Annotated in this window: 22 protein-coding genes and 1 tRNA gene; 3 read left to right on the plus strand and 20 right to left on the minus strand. The window is 41.7% G+C overall.

Annotation, left to right across the window (positions count from 1 at the left end; genetic code table 11):
• Window positions 1–158: 158 nt before the first annotated feature.
• The 6 genes from CLV93_RS05120 to CLV93_RS05145 form a co-directional block, all read right to left on the minus strand.
• A complete protein-coding gene (locus CLV93_RS05120; RefSeq protein WP_106541098.1) occupies window positions 159–461 on the minus strand; it encodes a DUF6804 family protein in 303 nt (100 codons plus the stop codon).
• 137 nt (window positions 462–598) lie between these two features.
• On the minus strand, window positions 599–970 hold the full coding sequence (locus tag CLV93_RS05125) for an SHOCT domain-containing protein (RefSeq protein WP_106541099.1): 372 nt from the start codon (window positions 968–970) through the stop codon (window positions 599–601).
• 75 nt (window positions 971–1,045) lie between these two features.
• Complete coding sequence (locus CLV93_RS05130) at window positions 1,046–1,669, minus strand: hypothetical protein (protein ID WP_106541100.1); 624 nt, start codon at window positions 1,667–1,669, stop codon at window positions 1,046–1,048.
• A 33-nt stretch (window positions 1,670–1,702) separates the two neighbouring features.
• Window positions 1,703–2,113: a hypothetical protein gene (locus CLV93_RS05135; RefSeq protein WP_106541101.1), complete on the minus strand. Its 411-nt coding sequence runs from the start codon at window positions 2,111–2,113 to the stop codon at window positions 1,703–1,705.
• A 50-nt stretch (window positions 2,114–2,163) separates the two neighbouring features.
• Window positions 2,164–2,652 (minus strand): hypothetical protein, encoded by a 489-nt coding sequence (locus tag CLV93_RS05140; RefSeq protein WP_146141952.1) that lies wholly within the window; start codon window positions 2,650–2,652, stop codon window positions 2,164–2,166.
• Between the two features lie 363 nt (window positions 2,653–3,015).
• On the minus strand, window positions 3,016–3,474 hold the full coding sequence (locus tag CLV93_RS05145) for a TerB family tellurite resistance protein (protein WP_106541103.1): 459 nt from the start codon (window positions 3,472–3,474) through the stop codon (window positions 3,016–3,018).
• Window positions 3,475–3,626: 152 nt separating this feature from the next.
• Between CLV93_RS05145 and CLV93_RS05150 the strand changes: the two genes are divergently transcribed.
• The gene (locus tag CLV93_RS05150) at window positions 3,627–3,848 is read left to right on the plus strand and encodes a helix-turn-helix domain-containing protein (RefSeq protein WP_106541104.1); all 222 of its coding nucleotides are present in this window, start codon (window positions 3,627–3,629) and stop codon (window positions 3,846–3,848) included.
• A 194-nt stretch (window positions 3,849–4,042) separates the two neighbouring features.
• Here the strand turns inward: CLV93_RS05150 and CLV93_RS05155 are convergent, their stop codons facing one another.
• The 11 genes from CLV93_RS05155 to CLV93_RS05205 all read right to left on the minus strand — a co-directional run bounded on the left by CLV93_RS05155 (window position 4,043) and on the right by CLV93_RS05205 (window position 12,026).
• A complete protein-coding gene (locus CLV93_RS05155; protein WP_106541105.1) occupies window positions 4,043–5,062 on the minus strand; it encodes an AAA family ATPase in 1,020 nt (339 codons plus the stop codon).
• Window positions 5,053–5,352 (minus strand): MerR family transcriptional regulator, encoded by a 300-nt coding sequence (locus tag CLV93_RS05160; RefSeq protein WP_106541106.1) that lies wholly within the window; start codon window positions 5,350–5,352, stop codon window positions 5,053–5,055. The genes CLV93_RS05155 and CLV93_RS05160 overlap by 10 nt, the downstream gene beginning before the upstream one ends.
• Window positions 5,342–5,620, minus strand: a complete 279-nt coding sequence (locus tag CLV93_RS20530; RefSeq protein WP_106541107.1) for a helix-turn-helix domain-containing protein — start codon at window positions 5,618–5,620, stop codon at window positions 5,342–5,344. The genes CLV93_RS05160 and CLV93_RS20530 overlap by 11 nt, the downstream gene beginning before the upstream one ends.
• A 150-nt stretch (window positions 5,621–5,770) precedes the next feature.
• Window positions 5,771–6,691, minus strand: coding sequence for a hypothetical protein (locus CLV93_RS05170; RefSeq protein ID WP_106541108.1), 921 nt, complete (start codon window positions 6,689–6,691; stop codon window positions 5,771–5,773).
• A 45-nt stretch (window positions 6,692–6,736) separates the two neighbouring features.
• Window positions 6,737–7,960: a site-specific integrase gene (locus tag CLV93_RS05175; protein ID WP_106541109.1), complete on the minus strand. Its 1,224-nt coding sequence runs from the start codon at window positions 7,958–7,960 to the stop codon at window positions 6,737–6,739.
• A 266-nt stretch (window positions 7,961–8,226) separates the two neighbouring features.
• A tRNA-Ile gene (locus CLV93_RS05180) sits at window positions 8,227–8,303 on the minus strand.
• Between the two features lie 72 nt (window positions 8,304–8,375).
• Window positions 8,376–9,122, minus strand: coding sequence for an S-methyl-5'-thioadenosine phosphorylase (gene mtnP / locus CLV93_RS05185; protein WP_106541110.1), 747 nt, complete (start codon window positions 9,120–9,122; stop codon window positions 8,376–8,378).
• A gap of 37 nt (window positions 9,123–9,159) precedes the next feature.
• Complete coding sequence (locus tag CLV93_RS05190; RefSeq protein ID WP_106541111.1) at window positions 9,160–9,759, minus strand: class II aldolase/adducin family protein; 600 nt, start codon at window positions 9,757–9,759, stop codon at window positions 9,160–9,162.
• Between the two features lie 7 nt (window positions 9,760–9,766).
• Complete coding sequence (gene mtnA, locus CLV93_RS05195; RefSeq protein WP_106541112.1) at window positions 9,767–10,870, minus strand: S-methyl-5-thioribose-1-phosphate isomerase; 1,104 nt, start codon at window positions 10,868–10,870, stop codon at window positions 9,767–9,769.
• Between the two features lie 166 nt (window positions 10,871–11,036).
• A complete protein-coding gene (locus CLV93_RS05200; protein WP_106541113.1) occupies window positions 11,037–11,708 on the minus strand; it encodes a DUF7847 domain-containing protein in 672 nt (223 codons plus the stop codon).
• A gap of 102 nt (window positions 11,709–11,810) precedes the next feature.
• On the minus strand, window positions 11,811–12,026 hold the full coding sequence (locus CLV93_RS05205; protein ID WP_106541114.1) for a hypothetical protein: 216 nt from the start codon (window positions 12,024–12,026) through the stop codon (window positions 11,811–11,813).
• Window positions 12,027–12,197: 171 nt separating this feature from the next.
• Here CLV93_RS05205 and CLV93_RS05210 point away from each other — a divergent pair, with 171 nt between their 5' ends.
• On the plus strand, window positions 12,198–13,133 hold the full coding sequence (locus tag CLV93_RS05210) for a helix-turn-helix transcriptional regulator (protein ID WP_106541115.1): 936 nt from the start codon (window positions 12,198–12,200) through the stop codon (window positions 13,131–13,133).
• Here the strand turns inward: CLV93_RS05210 and CLV93_RS05215 are convergent.
• Window positions 13,130–14,170: a 2-hydroxyacid dehydrogenase gene (locus CLV93_RS05215; protein WP_246814588.1), complete on the minus strand. Its 1,041-nt coding sequence runs from the start codon at window positions 14,168–14,170 to the stop codon at window positions 13,130–13,132. The two genes, CLV93_RS05210 and CLV93_RS05215, sit on opposite strands and share 4 nt — an antisense overlap.
• A gap of 340 nt (window positions 14,171–14,510) precedes the next feature.
• On the opposite strand from CLV93_RS05215, the gene tsaA reads away from it, so the two are divergent.
• Complete coding sequence (gene tsaA / locus CLV93_RS05220) at window positions 14,511–14,963, plus strand: tRNA (N6-threonylcarbamoyladenosine(37)-N6)-methyltransferase TrmO (RefSeq protein WP_281351399.1); 453 nt, start codon at window positions 14,511–14,513, stop codon at window positions 14,961–14,963.
• A 165-nt stretch (window positions 14,964–15,128) separates the two neighbouring features.
• On the opposite strand, the gene CLV93_RS05225 is transcribed toward tsaA, so the two are convergent.
• Together CLV93_RS05225 and CLV93_RS05230 are read right to left on the minus strand one after the other, a co-directional pair.
• The gene (locus CLV93_RS05225; RefSeq protein ID WP_106541117.1) at window positions 15,129–15,590 is read right to left on the minus strand and encodes a DoxX family protein; all 462 of its coding nucleotides are present in this window, start codon (window positions 15,588–15,590) and stop codon (window positions 15,129–15,131) included.
• A gap of 320 nt (window positions 15,591–15,910) precedes the next feature.
• Window positions 15,911–17,080 carry a 6-bladed beta-propeller gene (locus CLV93_RS05230; protein ID WP_106541118.1) on the minus strand — a complete coding sequence of 390 codons (1,170 nt, stop codon included), beginning with the start codon at window positions 17,078–17,080 and terminating at the stop codon, window positions 15,911–15,913.
• Window positions 17,081–17,137: the final 57 nt, after the last annotated feature.

Raw genomic sequence — 17,137 nt, forward strand, 5'->3', positions numbered from 1 at the left:
TCTTTTATAGCCAGCCGAACCTTCTTGGTTTCAAATATGATTCGAACTGAATCAGAGTGATTTCCCAATTGCCTTTGAGGTTTTTTTTTCATCGCTTTCCTCGAGGACAAAAATGCCTTTTCGTTATTGTTGTGTATCGAGGAAAGAGAGATTACGGACTAACTCACCTTTTCAGCTTTCTTTAGCGTAAATGATTTTACCAAAAACAAGACTGCTGCGATGATATCAATGGGCATCCAAGCAGATTTGTCGTCCAGGTAAATCGGTAGCAGCGGATTAAACAGAATGGCGATTATTGCGAATGCTACCACCCAGAAATTGATTCCATTGTCAATCTCACTAATAATTGCCGCAACTGCTCCGATTGTTACTGCAATGCGAAGGAGAATGTAAAATCCGCTGGGTAAGGCTGCCAGTGAGAGTAACAATAAGGCTGCGCTTAGTAAAAGTACAAATCTCATTATATAAATAAATTTAGTTATGTTGTTATTTGGTGGTAAGATATTGAAATTTGTTCAAGGAAAAAGCATCTTAATCTTTATTGTTGGATTTGACAACAGTAATAGCGTTTAACGGACGAAGCCACCCTTTGACGTGCCTATCTTAACAAATCCTTTTTCAACGCATTATATTCTTCATCGGTAATCGCTCCGCTATTTTTTAGATCTGCCAATTTTTGTAGTTGATCAATTTTATTTTGTCTGTCAGTTGATTTGAGGTTTGTTCTACCCAGGTCGATTGCTTTAATCTTTTTGTAAGTTCCTTTAGCGGAATCTTTTGCCAATTCTCCGACTCCTTTAAATGTATCAATCATCATATCCCAATCTTCTGGGTCGGCGATCTTACTGCCGAATCTACCTCTCACACGAACATTAAATAGTTTTGAAAAACCCGCCATTATTGCACCTAAGAAAATCATTAGAAATATCAAAAGGCCAATGACAAGTAAAATGGTGCCGATAGTATCCATGATTAAGAAATTAAATTGTTGTTGTTTCTGATTTACTTAATTGTGATTTTAAGTTATTAGGAAATATTCTAAAGGTTACTCCCAAATATTGTCGATTACGATACTATTGAACATCTGTCCAAATAGCGGCTTGATCGCATCATACCTATTCTTAACACTGCTCTCGGATTCACCGATTTTATTCGTAACCATAAAAGTCAGAGTAAAAATATAATCCTGGTAAATAACAATATATGCCGATGAATAAGAAAAGAATACTCGATTCATTCTTTTACCGGTCATTGTATAATTAACCAATCCAGCTCTTTGGCCTTCAATTTGGATATTACTATTACTCGAAATATATGATCCATTGGGAGGTACAAACATGTTTAACCCTTCTTTGGACAATAGGTGGCTTATTTCGGGTTTCGTAAAAATGTCATTGCTTTTTCTAACCATGAGCAGTGCATTCACATAATTTCCGGGCTGAACAAGGTCGACCAGAACATGTGGATGACGGCCTTCAAGAGACTTCCATGATTGCGGGTACTTTAAATGTATTTTTAAACCTTGTGATTTACCTTGCCCATTCGAAAAATATTCAATGGTTTTACCAGCATTGAATTCACTAATCGAATTCTTCTCTATGGATGTTTGAGCATGCATGGAGGTTGTTAGCAAACAAAGCAGGGAAATGTATAATAGTTTGTAAATCATATCGATGTACTATTTGAAGGGGGTTTGCGTTAATTATTCAATTTTCTTGGTCCTCATCAGTTGACTGCACTTGGGGCAAATTGGATTCTCTTTCGTCCATTTAATGCCTTGAGTATTTCCACAGCGAAGGCATTTGGATTCTGGTCTTTCATCATGGTCTGCATAAAGAGCCGGTTCAATAGATTGATCTCCTTCGATTTCTTTGGGTAAGTCCAGATTGAAGTCTGGAAATACTTCTTTCATTTCGAAGAAAAGAGGCAAAGTTTTGTGCAGCGTAATTTCCGTAACAATGCTTTCGTAAAGAATTTGGCAATCCGGGCATACAAATGTTTCCATGTAGTTGTTGCAGCCTTTATCGAGATACCGTTCTCCTGCCACTTGTGCCTCATATCCGCAATGGTCACAATGAAATACTCTTTTGTAAGGTGGATTTCCTTCGCTCATTTCAGTCATTTTTGAAAAACAGGGTTTTATTCGTTAGAGGATCAAAAGGCCTAATTCCTCCAGCTATTTTTCAATTGGTAGATAAGTAGGATCAACATTAAGCCAATGAGAACTGCAACAATTGGAATGATGGCTTTGAACGTCTCCTCTCTTTTCTTGGCTTTTGCTTTCTCTAAGGCCTTATCCAGATCTGGGTATATGTCAAGCGTGCTTCCTAAATCCTTTTCATATTTGGAAACATCTACATTAGAAGGAATAGGTTCCAAAGACTGTCCGGCCTTAACTTCATGTATATCAAATTTTCCAGGGTCTAAGAAAGATAATGGGTCTTCCTCTGTATTAGTTTTATCTGATTGCCAGTTAGTGGAATTGGAAAAGGAATAAAACTGCTTGATCTCCGAAAACAAGAAATTCTGGGGCTTCAATATGAAGTTGATATTTTTTGAAGGGAGTTGTGCTTTTATTCCTTTCAAGGATGCCAAAGCATCGAAATATATTATGAACCTGGCGTTGCTGTTTCGGCTATTGTACGCTGTCAATGTGATTGGATTCGCGTTAGTATTTACAGAGCGTATATTGAACCGTTCGCGGTAGTCTGCAGAGCGAATCGTAATATGTGATTTCTCCAGTATTATTTCCCCGTCTTCGTTTGTTTGCCCACTCTTACCGTTTACAAAATAGGTTGATGACGAATAAGGTAGTGTGAGGGATGATTGACCGGAGCCATATTGTTTGGGCGGACTTGGATTGGCGACAATCGTAACTGAGGTACAAAGCACAGTACTGATAATTGTTATCAGTTGAAATTTGAAATACCTACGTTGGGGAAAGGTTTTGAATAAAGGTCGCATGGCAAATATAGGTTAATTTAGATTGACTATTTGAAATATGGCACCAAGCGATTAACCGAGCATTTCCGCGAACAGCATGCTTTTTTTAAGTGTGTTATCGACTCGTTCCGGCGTAATACCCATGTTTTCGAAGTAGGCTGCGGCGGTCATTAATTCTTCGGCTAATGTCTTACCATCTGCATGAATCATACCCATGGCAGTGATAATGTACCAGTCCTTTTGTGAGCTTGTTAAGCTATTTAGTGTTGCCAGTACTTCCTCTCTGTCCATATCCATTAATTCAAGTACAGCGATATTAATATCGTCATCCAATGGGTAATCCAGCATCATAGCAGTCTCTTCCAGACACCTTGCTTCGCTTCTGTCATAATCTCCATCAGCCATTGCAATTACAATCAGACTGCCGATTATTGCTTTCTTTTGCCTTAATGTGAAGTCACTGTTGAAGTCCTGGAAGTGTTGTTTTACAGATTCCTTTTGGTTGTTTTTTCTGAATAGATTAAAAAGCATAATAAGGTATTTTTAAGGTTAAATAATGATTTGCGTGCTGTTGGTTGGTGCATGTTTTATGTGAATGTAGTATATCTCAAAGTGGTGTTATCATTTATGATAACCTCATTTCAAATTTAAAACAAAAAATTAGTTGTCAGAAATGATAACTAATGGAAATCGGTCAACTTCAGCAAAAAATTGGAGCGCGCGTCAGAACGTTGCGGGAATCTAAGGGGATTTCTCAACAGAATCTGGCTGCCATCTGCAATTTTGAGAAGGCCAATCTTTCCAGGCTCGAAGCTGGTCGAACCAATCCTACTGTTTCCACTTTGTACAAGATTTCTCAGGCACTTGAAATTCCGCTGTCGGATATCGTCGATATTGACGATTAGGAGCTATTCCTGATTGGCGAAAGTAGGTGCATTTTGTTTGGTGTATTTATTTAGTCAACTTATTGTTAACGAAATAGAAAAGTGATTATTGCCTGAACGTTTAGTGAAAAAGAAAAGCCCACCGTGTTGGTGAGCTTTCTTGTTCATCCATCCATCCTTTTCTCTTAATGGTATTAGATGGATGGACGGTGACCTTATTTTGCTTCTCTTCTCTCTGCCTCCTTGTAGTAATTGTGAGCTGTGCTTTTTGAAATATTTAAACCCTCCTTGTTCATTTGAGCCGCTATTTCTTCAAAGGACATGTCCTTATCCTTCAACTCGACTACTCTCGCTAATTTTTTTTCTTTTATTCTCTGTTTTTCATCAGGATTGACCACCAAATCATCAAAATCGGCCCTTTCGTCTGTCATTTCGAATTGGCGGTCCTTAAAAAGGAGTTTGTAGCTGTATGTTTTTAAGTCGTCTTCGACGTAATTTCCCTTTACAATGCACAGATGACGAAAACTTGAATCGTATGGGTCACGTCTGAGCTCGATTACCAGTCGTGCTTTTCCTTCAATACCCTGTGAACCCAAAAGGTTGTTCTTGCTAGGTGGATTTTCTTCCGTTCGTTTACCGGTATGATGAAGAAAAATCACCAGGCAATTGTGTCTGTTCACGAGTTCAAAGAAAGGTTTCATGAATGTGCGAACTTTATTTGCCTGGTTCATTTCTCCAGGGAATAAATCGGAAAAAGCGTCAATGATTATACAATCGGCCGGGTATTCACTCAGTATGGCATCTAATTCATCAAATGGATTGTCCAAGCTGAAGAGATACTTCAGGTTTTCGAGTTTTTGAATGTCCCCATTCCCATCAATTGTTTGGTTTAGTAAATGGGAAATGGCAATCTTGTCATCCTCGGTCGAAACATAGATTACCCGGTTGTGTTCTGCTTTAATTGTCCACCCTAAAAACTTTTCATCTCCTCGCGCAATGGCGATTGCCATCTGCCTCAGGAAAGTGCTTTTGCCGGTGTCACTTGAACCCGCGAGTACGGTCAAGCCCGCTTTGGGAAAAATCGGGTCCAATAACATTGGAAATTCTGTAATGCCCATTTCGAAAAGCTCCAATGCTGTAAATACTTTCTGTTCTTCATTCTCCTCTCGATGTTCGCTTAGATTGCGTGCCACCTTTTTAGCAGGCCGTTGGTTCGATGCTTGATTTAATTCCATGGCTCCTCCTTTTTTCTGGTTTCGCCCGGAACTTCATGTTGATCGAGAAATGCTTTACGTGCCTCCTGAGGGTACCAGATTTTATTGCCTACCTGTACGTACCTAATCTTTTTCTCTGCTCGCCAGGACGCCAAGGTTCGGGGAGAAATTTTCCAATGCCGGATTACATCGGAGCTATCCCACATCTCGTCGTCCAGTTGTTTTTGTTTTAGGGTTTTGATTTCATCCCCAAGCTGCTTGACCGTTTGTTTAAGCTGCTTTAATTCAAATGCCAGATCATTACTTTTCATGATCGGCCTCCTTTCTGTGCTGCCTACCAGCTTCAAGTGCGGCAACAATTTCGTCGTGTTTGTAAAACCACGTAGTACCGAGTTTGTAAGCCGGTAGTGTACCATTAATTCGTAAATTCTGTAAGGTCGAATCGCTGATGTTCAACATTTCCCTTACCTGAGAGGATCTCAACCACGTAGGTTGAGGGGTGACGGCATTTCGAAGCTCCTCCCGAATAGTATTCGCGATCTCACTTCTGAAATGCTCTGGAAATAATGCATCATGCATGTTACCTCCAATTTTTAATTTTGGAGCAATATCGCTCGCCACAAACGTAAGGAGGGATTAACTCGGAGATTGACAAAGTTCGAGTTGTGATAGTCCTTAGACTAGCAATTACAGGGGAAAAAATTTTGGGGTTCCGAGTAAAAATTCGAATTAATCTTCAGGCGGGTCATTAAATTCGGCGATGAAAGCATTGACTGAATCAAGATTTTCGTTTGTCCCTTTTGATGGATGTTTTAATTGGTCCGGCGTTAGCTGATCGTGTTTCGATGTACAAAAAATATCAGAAACAATCTCCCATTTACCTCGTCCCAATTTGGGTAATGCATAGCCTTCAATCTGCTTAATGAATCTCGCTAGGGAATAAGTTGTTCCGATCCATTGAATTTTATTTTTTGGATTCCAGCCGGAGAATGCATCAATGAAATCATCACTGGATGTTTCCGTAGAGATAAGCTCTAAACTAATTCCTGTATCAAATACTGACTTTAACTGTGCCTCGTTTAGGTTTGATTTAAATATTGTAAAATGTTTTTTGCTCTTTAAAACGCTTTTCTTCCCGGTCATGTATTCCTTCATCTTCAAGAATTGGGGGTCATTGGGGAAAAACTCTTTATATGATTTGGCGGTATATGTAGCAACCTGTTTCAACGCTTTTTTGATCTCATCTTTGAAATCAACGTCATTATTGTCAAGGAATAACAATTTCTCATGAATGGAAGAAAGGACTTTTTCGTAAAACCAGTTGTGCTGGTCTTTGCCGTTACTGGGGTTTTCGTGGAAATTATTTATGAGTTTTTTTAATCGATTCGTCTCGCACCGGATTTTTTCCAAGACATACTCTTCGTAGGTTATTTCTCCTTCCTCGACATCGAATTGTTGTTCGTATTCATTTTTTGCATCATCTACCGGAAATTGCCTTTGGTATTCAATAACGTCTTTTTGTTTATTGTAGCAATATTCAGGATCATTTTGACCTTCAAATTCTTTCCTGAAAAAGCTCGTTTCCTCTGTCTCATATATGAGCTTACTGAAAAAATTGAATTCATTCTCAATGTTGATGGATTCTGACATAGCTTAGGTCAATTGATATATTAACTGACCTAAGCTACTAAATATTTATTTTTTGCGAGCGACTTTCTTTCTTAAACGCCCCATGTCATTGGCAATTTTGCTGTCGACAACTCTGCTGTAAATCTGGGTTGTCGAAAGATTTTTGTGACCCAGCATTTTTTGTACTGTTTCAATGGGCACATCATTTGACAGTGTTACGGTCGTTGCGAAAGTATGCCGCCCCAGGTGCATGGTGATGTGCTTGTTTATTTCGCACAGTTCAGCAATTTCAGACAAATAAGCATTGAGCTTCTGATTGCTTCGAATGGGCAGTATTTTGTTATCAGCAGCGCAAACAGGATGTTCCTGATACTTTTTCAGTATTTCTAGAGCCTGAGGTAATAGTGGGATACGCGACTGAACCCCTGTCTTTTCTCGATTCTTGATGATCCATAATTTATCGTCACTACCTTTCACAATGTGTTCTGGAGAAAGTTTCCTTAGGTCTGAATAGCTTAAGCCTGTGTAGCAAACAAATATGAATATATCTTTTGTTTCCTCCAGCCTTGTTACTCGGAAGCTTTTTTCTTCAATTGTCCTTAATTCTTCGGTTGTCAAAAAGCCCCTGTCAACATCTTTATATGCTGTCTTGTAAGCGGAGAATGGATCTCTATCAATGTATTCATACAGCATTGCGCGATGAATAACCTTTTTAAGATGCTTAATATATTTCATCGCTGTATTATGGGAACAACCGTAGGTTTTACGTAGGAAAAGGTCGTACTCACGTGCGAAGTTGTAGTCCAGATCGGTCAACGGGATATCTTCCAAATGATGTATCTCATTGATGTAAGCCCTAAGCCTCTCGATGGAAATCTTGTACCGCTTTACTGTATCGATGGAGTAATTTATATCCAGCTCGGCCTCCACTGTTTTTATCACTTCGTCGAAGACTTTCAACAGTAGTTTATGTGGTTTGTCCTGTCCTTTGAGAAAACGTTTGAATTTATCTGCTGTTACGTATTCTTCTGTTTCCTGATAGCGATAAAACTTTCGTTGCACTTCCGTCTGAATATTATTCAAGTATTCGTTGGTTTGCCTGGCTTCCTCCTTGCGGCCTTTGATTCGCTGTGAAGCTTCGTCCCATTGGGTAGTCGTGACAAAGATTTTGGTTGACATTTCAAAGCGGACGCCGTTAATCGTCACTCGCAAATAAATAGGAGCTTTCCCATTCTCATGATTTGTTTTTGAGCGTTTTAAGATGAAGTTTAATACCAATGTATTATTCATATTTTTTCCTTTCTTTTATTTCAAGGTCTCTTTTGGCTACAAAATTACGCTGAAATAGGGTAGGCAATAATTGCAAAGGAGTGCATTTAACTGCAATCACATCAGTATTTTATGTGATTTGCCGAGACCTTTTGAGAGAAGTGGATTTAGGTCTCGATTTAGTCTCGTTAATTCCGGGAATAAATGTGAATTTTGGTGGGGCGTAAAAAGAAAAAACGCCTGAAATGGTTAATTTCAAGCGTCTTTGTGAGTTTTACTTAACTAAATGGTGGGCCCAGCTGGGCTTGAACCAGCGACCTAATGATTATGAGTCATCCGCTCTAACCAACTGAGCTATGGGCCCGGAAATTCGCTTAGAATTTCGGATTGCAATTTTACGGATTTGTCCCGTATTTCACAAGCATTTTGTATGTTTTTAGATTAACCCGATGGCTTTCGTTAAAAGGCTTGTGACATTCTCAACGTTCTGATTGAATACCTTCAGAATCTCTTCCCAGGAAACCGGAGCTTCATCGGTTTTCCAACTATCGTAATCGGTTGCCATGGCAACGGTAGCATAAGGAATTCCTAATTCGTTGGCCAGGATAGCTTCGGGTGCGGTCGACATGTTGACAATATCGGCGCCCCACATCTGAAACATCCGGGATTCTGCGCGGGTCGAAAAACGGGGTCCCTCAATGGTTATCACCGTTCCTCCATCATGCGCTTTGATGTTGAGCTTGCCGGCGCTTTGCAATAACCGGGCGCGCAAACTTTCTTCAAACGGATCGGCCATGGGAGTGTGTTTCATTTTGCCGGGTTTGAATTTGTCGAAGAAGGTAACGGGCCGTCTCCGGGTAAAATCGATGAACTGATCGGGAACCACCAACTCGCCTCTTTTGATGTCTTCTTTCAGACTTCCACACGCTGTAGTCGACAGTATGTGGGTGCAGCCCAATTCTTTGATGGCCCATATGTTGGCCCGGTTATTCACCTGGGTAGGAGGAATGGTGTGTTCGCGTCCGTGTCGCGACAAGATAACAACATCGACTCCGTTAATTTTCCCCGTGAGAAAATCGGAACTCGGTTCACCGTAAGGCGTTTCCACATCAATTCGTTTCGAGTCTTCCAGGATATCAGGATTTTCCAGCCCTGAACCACCAATGATGGCAATGTACTTCATCTGTTTGCTTCCGTTTTTTTATTTCAGTTTTATAAAGTTATTCAAGAGAAAGGAGAATTCCACAGGCCTCTTCCAGAGATTTTCCAAAGGCCAGCATTCCTTCCCGGTGTCCACCCATGATGAGTATCCCTTTTTCACGGTTACCCGGAATAGATAGAAGCCGGGCGATTTCCGTCGCCATTTCAGGTGTTCCGTATGCTGTGGCTTCATCGGTTGTGGGAAGCACGTTTTTCCATTTCTCCCATCGTTTCAAATCGTGTACATGAACAACGCCATTTACTTCCGGCAGTGTTTTGTATACGATGGCATGTGACAAGGATTCGCTGGAAGCCTTGACTTGTCCGGTACACCAAACTTCATTGGTTGCTATTTTGAACGCATCGACCCGGGCATAATGTTCCGGACCTGTTTCCGAAAATTGGCCGGTGGCCGAACCTGTAACGATGAATTGGTTCTCGTTGTTTAGCCGGATGGAAATATTGCCAAATCCAATTCCGTCCGGATAGACGCCAATCAGTTGTTGTTGGTATAGTTGGCTTCTCCATCGGTTCAATTTGTCTATCGCCATTGACGGAAAATTCACTGTTTTCTGATTCCAGTGACAGTTGAATTTGATATATCCTTCTTCCTGTAACATTCAGTAACTATTTCTGAAATAGAGAAGATATGCTTTCGCGGTTTGCTTTACAAATACCCCTTTCGGTGATTAGGCCGGTGACCAGTCGGGCGGGTGTAACATCGAAGCCGTAATTGGCTACCGGGCTTCCTTCCGGCATAATACGCACGGTCTGAATTTCTCCTTCCGGTGAAATGCCTTCCATCTGATTGACCTCTGCAGCATCTCGTTGCTCGATGGGAATTTCCTGAATGCCATCACTCAGGTTAAAATCGAACGTGCTGGATGGCAAGGCTACATAAAAAGGTATCTGATTATCGTGTGCAGCCAGTGCTTTCAGGTAAGTGCCGATTTTATTGGCTACGTCGCCGGTGCCGGTCGTTCGGTCGCTGCCCACAATGCAAATATCGACCATGCCGTGTTGCATGAGGTGGCCTCCCGTATTGTCCGGAATCACGGTGTGTGGAACGCCTTCTTGTCCCAGTTCCCATGCAGTCAGTCTGGCTCCCTGGTTTCGAGGCCGGGTCTCGTCGACCCAAACATGTACCGGAATGCCTTTCAGAAAGGCTTTGTAGATAGGAGCTGTGGCCGTTCCCCAGTCGATGCAGGCCAGCCAGCCAGCATTGCAGTGGGTAAGAATGTTGACAGGCGCACCATTCTTCTTTTTGCTAATCTCTTCAATGAGCTCACAGCCGTATTCGCCAATTTGCTCCGACCACGATATTTCACGGTTTTTCAGCTCATCTGCTTTGTTTAAAGCTTTCTTTACAGCCGTTTCCTTTTCTGCGCAATCGTTTAACGCATCGACCATTTCATCAATCAAAATGGCCAGGTTGACAGCCGTCGGTCGGGCTGTTTTCAGGAATGCCGCTTTCTCATCCAGGTATTCCCGCAAGGAAATCTCTTCATCGAAATGTAAAAGAGCCAGGTAAATTCCATAGGCACCCGTCACGCCGATGAGTGGCGCCCCGCGGACCGTCATGTTGCGGATAGCTTCAAAGGCGTCGTTCTCGTTTTTTAAATGTACCGTCTCAAAGGAAAAGGGCAAACGACGTTGATCGATAACTTCGATTATGGTTGCATCGTTTTCGTTTACCCAAATGGTATGATAATGCTGATTGTTGACTTTCACTGGTGCAGGTTTTGCTTTTTTTTAAAGAGAATTTCTCCGGCTAAAAGTAAGAAGGCTTTGTGAAAGCACCACCGAACTTCGTCATATTCCTAAAAAATGATTCAGCGTATAAAAAACGCCCCGAAAACTTCGGAGCGTTTTGAACTGGATAATTGATATTGTGTGTTTAATGCGCTGGCTGAGCTTCCGGAGTGCCTTCCATCTCGTTCAGGACTGATTGGTAAAGGCTTGCGAATGATGATTTGACCCATATTCTTGCGGGAATGATTCCAACAACTAACATGATTAAGCCTGCAAGGAAGATGAAGAAGGATACGATGGCCATCCAGAAAATACGCCACCCATGCCCACGAGTCATTCGCCAACTTTCTTCTACGGCTGAAATCGGATCAAGGTGTTTGTCCATCACCAGGTATGATACGAACGCCAGTCGGCAGGCAAAAATGATTCCCGGAAGAATAATAGCTACAAATCCAAGTCCGACAATAGCCGCGGTTAGAAGATGTGCCAGAATGATGTTCAGGTAATTTTTGAATCCAACAAGAATGGTTTCTACTTCGATTTTTTCACCCCTAACTGCCTGAATGAACATCAAGTCGGTCGCATATTTAATGATTGGAAGAAACAGGAAATAGTAGGCCAGCCCAAAAATACTCGAAAGAAAAATGGCCCATCCCATGTTACCGTCGTGCTCCATTATTTTCATTGGAAATTCCAAAATGGACAAAACCATCACCACCAGGAACAGGTGGAGAAAATAGGTTTTCATGACCTCCCAGCCAAAGCCAAAGGCTTTTCCGGCTCCGGGTTTCAGTTGTTTGTAATCAATGGCTTTCATGGCGTATGTTTTTTCGTTTGTTTGACAGATATTATAATGATGTAAAACTATGCATCCCTTTATTTACAGGCTAACTACCAAAGTAGTGTTTTGCCGTTTTCGTTACTTTAATGTGCATTTTCCTACCAGGATAGAGACTACCTGTGGTGAGGAGTGATGCTGTACCTCGTGCGATTGTTTTTGCTGAGGTGCGGCGACCAAAACAGTTAACGCGACAGCCAGGAGTATAAATACTAAGTGATTCATGACCCAATCTTTTCCTTCGGTTAATATCCGGTTCACCTGATTTCCTGATTTAATATTTGTTGTTGCTTTCATGGCCCAATCGTTTTTGATTGAATTTCTAATCCAAAATTACGACGCGGTAGAGCCGGATTTTAGCGACGGAAGTAGTGTTCGAACTTTTTCCTACTTTGGTAGGTAGCAACACTACTTTAGTAGGGCAACTATTATTTAACGCGTTACGATAAAAATGTGTATTTTTATGTTATGCTAATTTATCTGCTGCTCGTCATATTTGCATTTAGTTCTGCACTTACAGCTGGTGGTGTAATGTTGTCGCAACGGTTGAGAAATCGTTTCGAGACACGTTTCCTCACATCGGTTCAATACTTTCAAATATTTACGTATGCCTTTGGTTTCTACGGGATTTGGGGGAGTGTGCTTCTTCGGACATTTATTTCTTCCTTCGTGCAAACAGATTTGACAGAGCGGATTACCGGCATTATGACATTTATCGGAATTCCCTTTTTAGTGGCTTCCTGGTACATGTTGGTGAGATCTTCTATCGAAATGTCGGGGCGTTCAACACGGCGCTCATTTATCATATTTTTCCTGCTTTTTAATTTAGTTGGTCTGGCGATTTTAGGGGGAGCGATTTACCGATATCCCGATATGGAGGTCAGGATACTACTAAAGTATTACTACATTTCTTTCAATTCACTCTTCTTTTTGCTATCTGCTATCCTGATTTTGATGGATGGGAAGAAGCAAAGTTTGAATTTTTCCGACCGTTTATGGGTGGCAGTAGGATTTGTGATTGTCGCCGTCGTTCAGGGCATTTTTCTGGAGTTTTACCGAGATAATCATTACATCGGTGCCATATTCATCCTGTTCTATTTTCTCGGGAATGCCTTTTTGCCCATTTTCCTTACTTATTTTGCCGATTTTTCGATGATGGAATCAGAAGGAACTGGCACAGGCAATATGTCTTTCAAGTCTTTCTGCCGGAAATACGAAATTTCTCCGCGTGAAGCGGAAATTATTCTTGAAATCTGCAAAGGGCTAACCAATCAAGACATTGCGGATAAACTGTTTATTAGTCTGCAAACCGTAAAAGATCACAGCCATCGCATCTATCTCAAGACGTTTGTGAAAAACCGCACGCAGCTGGCGAATCTCATCAAAGAGAAAACAGATCTCTAGCTTTGGGGGTTAAATACAACCTCGTTTAACAGCTCGTTATTTTCCAAGAAAGCCCGGATATTTCCCATCGTGGTTCCCGCAATGTTAAACATAGCCTCGCGGGTGAAGAAAGCCTGGTGCGACGTAATGATAACATTGTTGAAGGTGAGTAAACGGGCCAGCGTATCGTCGAACAACACGCGGTCTGAAAGGTCTTCGAAGAAATATTCGCTCTCTTCTTCGTATACATCCAAGCCGGCGGAGCCAACCTGCCCCGATTTCAAACCATCAATCAGATCAGAAGTTTTGATCAACTTCCCACGTCCGGTGTTGATGATCATCACGCCCGGTTTCATCATGTCGATGGCATCCTTGTCAATCAGCCATTTGGTTTCCCGCGTCAGCGGACAGTTGAGCGATATGATGTCCGACGTTTGCATCAGTGTGTCCAGATCGACGTAGCGGAATCCTTCTTTCTTCGCATATTCCTTATCAGGAAACGGGTCGTAAGCAAGTACTTCCATGTCGAAACCACGCAGAATTTTCACCAGTGCTCTCCCGATTTTTCCGGTCCCGATGACCCCGGCAGTTTTTCCCTGCATGGTAAATCCCATCAGGCCGTTGAGGGTAAAGTTGGAATCGCGGGTACGGAAATAGGCGCGGTGAATTTTCCGGTTCAGCGTCATCATCAGCGCGACGGTGTGCTCGGCAATGGCGTTGGGTGAATAAGCCGGGACACGCACAATCGGAATCTTCCCTTTGGCGTATTTCAAATCGACGTTGTTGAAGCCCGAGCAACGTAGGGCAATCAGCTTTACGCCGAATCCTGTCAACTGGTCAATCACTTCTTTTGAAATAATGTCGTTGACAAACACAACGACCACATCGGCATCTTTTGCCAAAATGCAGTTGTCGGGGGTAATGTGGTACTGAAAGTACTTTATTTTGTAGCCGTATTCGCTGTTCAGTTGATCGAAAACTTCCTTGTCGTAGGGTTTCGTATCGAAAAGGGCGATCAGTGGCTGTTTTTTCTCTTCGGTCATCCTCGGTTTTTTCATTACATTGTACAATTCATAAGGAAAACAGTTGGGTGAATCAAAGGTTCGCAGGGCTTTTTTCTTCCCGATATCTTGATATCCCAATTGAAAACCTGTTTGGCGTCATGAAATTTAGGATGAAGGAAACGGGAATCTGTTTAGCGTCATGAAATTCTGGCTGAACCTCATCCGATATCCACGATGTTGGCAACTACTGGCGCTTGCTCATTCAGAGTTTGGATACCTATTGGATGTGATGCGGTATTTACACCCGATTTTCTTACCTTGAAAATCGCCCAATGAAGGGAAAACTTTGAAAATTTACGGACTTATGTCGATAGCACTTTAACCCATAGGAACCATTTTCACTCCTTTTAAAAGCAAAGAGGGAATGCCCATTCAGTCGCGTTTAGCGAAAGGGATTAAGGGGCGGATTGAATTGAAAGAGGAATTTGTTCCCGGCTTGCTCGATTTGGACGGTTTTTCCCACATTTTCCTTGTGTATTACTTTCATGAATCGAACGGTTTTGAGTTGCAGGTGAAGCCATTTCTGGATGATAACAAGCACGGCGTTTTCGCGACCCGGGCCCCGAAGAGGCCCAATGGCATCGGCATGTCAGTCGTTAAACTGCTGCATGTTGATAAGAATATTCTGGAAGTGGAAAATGTGGACATGCTGGATGGCACGCCGCTGCTGGATATTAAGCCATACATCCCGCAGTTTGATGATCATCAGGTAGAAAAATGGGGCTGGGTCGAGGACAAGGAGAACCGGATGAAAGATATTCAATCGGATGATCGGTTTGATAAGTAATTATCAATAGTGCCAGAGAGCGAATGCATAATTATTCACCCCCTGGCAATACTAAATTTATTTCTTTGGGACTTTTCCGCATTTATCTTACCAGGGACCTTCACTCGATACTTGAGCCCGATAATCAAATTCAAATTTTACGATGATATCCGTTGGTTGGGGTGACTACTTCCTGGAGTTTATCGGTAATTGTCCATCAATACTGGCTTTGCCTCCGCCGGCAATCAGCACGATGATGGCTAGTCCAAATAGCAAAATGAAATATTCCAGCCCCTCTGTTTTATGCGCTTGTCCGTACCAGTTCATGAAAAAGCCGGCGTGAATATGGACACTGAGTACAACTCCTATAAAGTTTGCTATGATTCCGAAGGCTGCTACTCTTGTCAGGAATCCAAAGAAAACAAACAGTGAACCAAAAAATTCGATGATGATGACCAGTACCCCAATTACATAAGGCAAGCCAATTGTGCCTGTCAAAAAACCCATGGTTCCTTCAAAACCACCGCCTCCGAACCAGCCCAACAGTTTTTGGGCTCCGTGTGGGAAAATCACGATGGCCAGGGCCAATCTGGCGATCAGTGCCAGAACGTTTGAAGTGTCAGTAATAAGCAGATCTTTTAATTTCATTTTTTATAATTTAAATGATACTTGGTTTTCAAAAACACCACGATTAAGGTCATTAGGGAACTTCAAGTAATCTTAGACTCTTATTGAAAGTGAATGTTTTAGCAACATCTCTCATAAAAAGGGAATAGATAGTAAATCCCTTCTTTACACTGGTATGCATAGAAAGCAGAGATTTTTTTGGGTGTATACGCTTTTGCCTTTGGTAAGTTCCATTAGGGTATTTTCAGCAAGCGTTACTGTCATTCTGAATAAGACTGCGTACAAAATAAAAGGCTGCATCTGTGAAGGGTAGCCAATCGTTTGTGTATTCTGATTTGTCATCAATTCTTCACCCTAAACACGACTAGAACGGGATTGTCGTCTGCTTTTATTTCCGAGTTGATTTTTTTTAAAGTTGAATAATTACTGCCTAACTGTTCCGGGACGTCAAGTTTTGGATTTTCCATGTTTGATTTCAGTAAATAAGGTTGTAATACCCCGACTATACATTCATTATTTTTAAACAGAGGCAGAACACTTCCCAGCGGATCAAAGGATTCATCCCGGATTACCATGCGAACCTGCTTGTTATTGTTCTTATAGATTATATTCGTGTTCCGCTTGCGCCCGGTAACGTAACTAATCACGTAGCAGTTACTAAACTCGTTGAATGATACGAGGCTGTTGTATTCGTTTCGCTGCCGGTAATTTACAAGCGTGTGGGTATCACCCTTGAATTTGATTAGGTCAGACTCGGTGATATTTCTGGAGTCGAATTTTATTTTGTAGGTCGGATTTAGCTTATTATTTGCGGTTATTCGGTAGATGATGGGATCAAATTCAATCCATGCATATTGGCGGTTCTGATATTTCGGAAAATATGAAAAGCTCAAAAATCCATAGCCCGAGGTTTCCTCCTCAAACGGGATATGGCCGGAAATTTCTTTTCCCGAATCGTCTGAGAGATAAATCGAGTAGTTCCCCTGGGACTGTGGGGTGAATTGCGAATTATAAATAAAAGCCCCTGTATCGGTGCGTTCAAAATTCGTGATTCGCTTGATTGCCGGGCGGAAAGTCTTCACAATCTCTCCATTTAAACTATAAAAGAACATGGAACTCTTTACATTGTCCCAGATTGCGATGTCTTGACTTTTTGGGATAATGGCAAAGTCAGAAGGAAGAATCATCTCATTCGGGCCTCGGCCTAGTGTCCCAATTGTGTTTATATATTTTCCGGTCGGGGAAAATACGAACACCCGTTTCTTCGAGAAAATAAAGATGGTATCGTTCCTGAATTTTATAGACCAAATTCTTCCCAAAAGGCTTTCTGAATTCGTCTCGAGCGGAATGTATTTTTCGACTTTCAGGTTATCGGTCAGGTATCGCGTCGGCTGGATTTTGGTTTTGACGAGAATCTCTTTTGGTTGCTGAGCTTCTGCTTTCGGTAAGGATAAGGAGAATAGTAAGACTAATAAGAGAACAGTGGACGAAGAAGAAGTTATTCTTTTCATGTGCAATGGTTAGGTCATTTGAGGTTGATAATGACTGTTGTTGGTCCGTTTAAAATT

The organism is Prolixibacter denitrificans, assembly GCF_003014495.1.
GTDB lineage: Bacteria > Bacteroidota > Bacteroidia > Bacteroidales > Prolixibacteraceae > Prolixibacter > Prolixibacter denitrificans.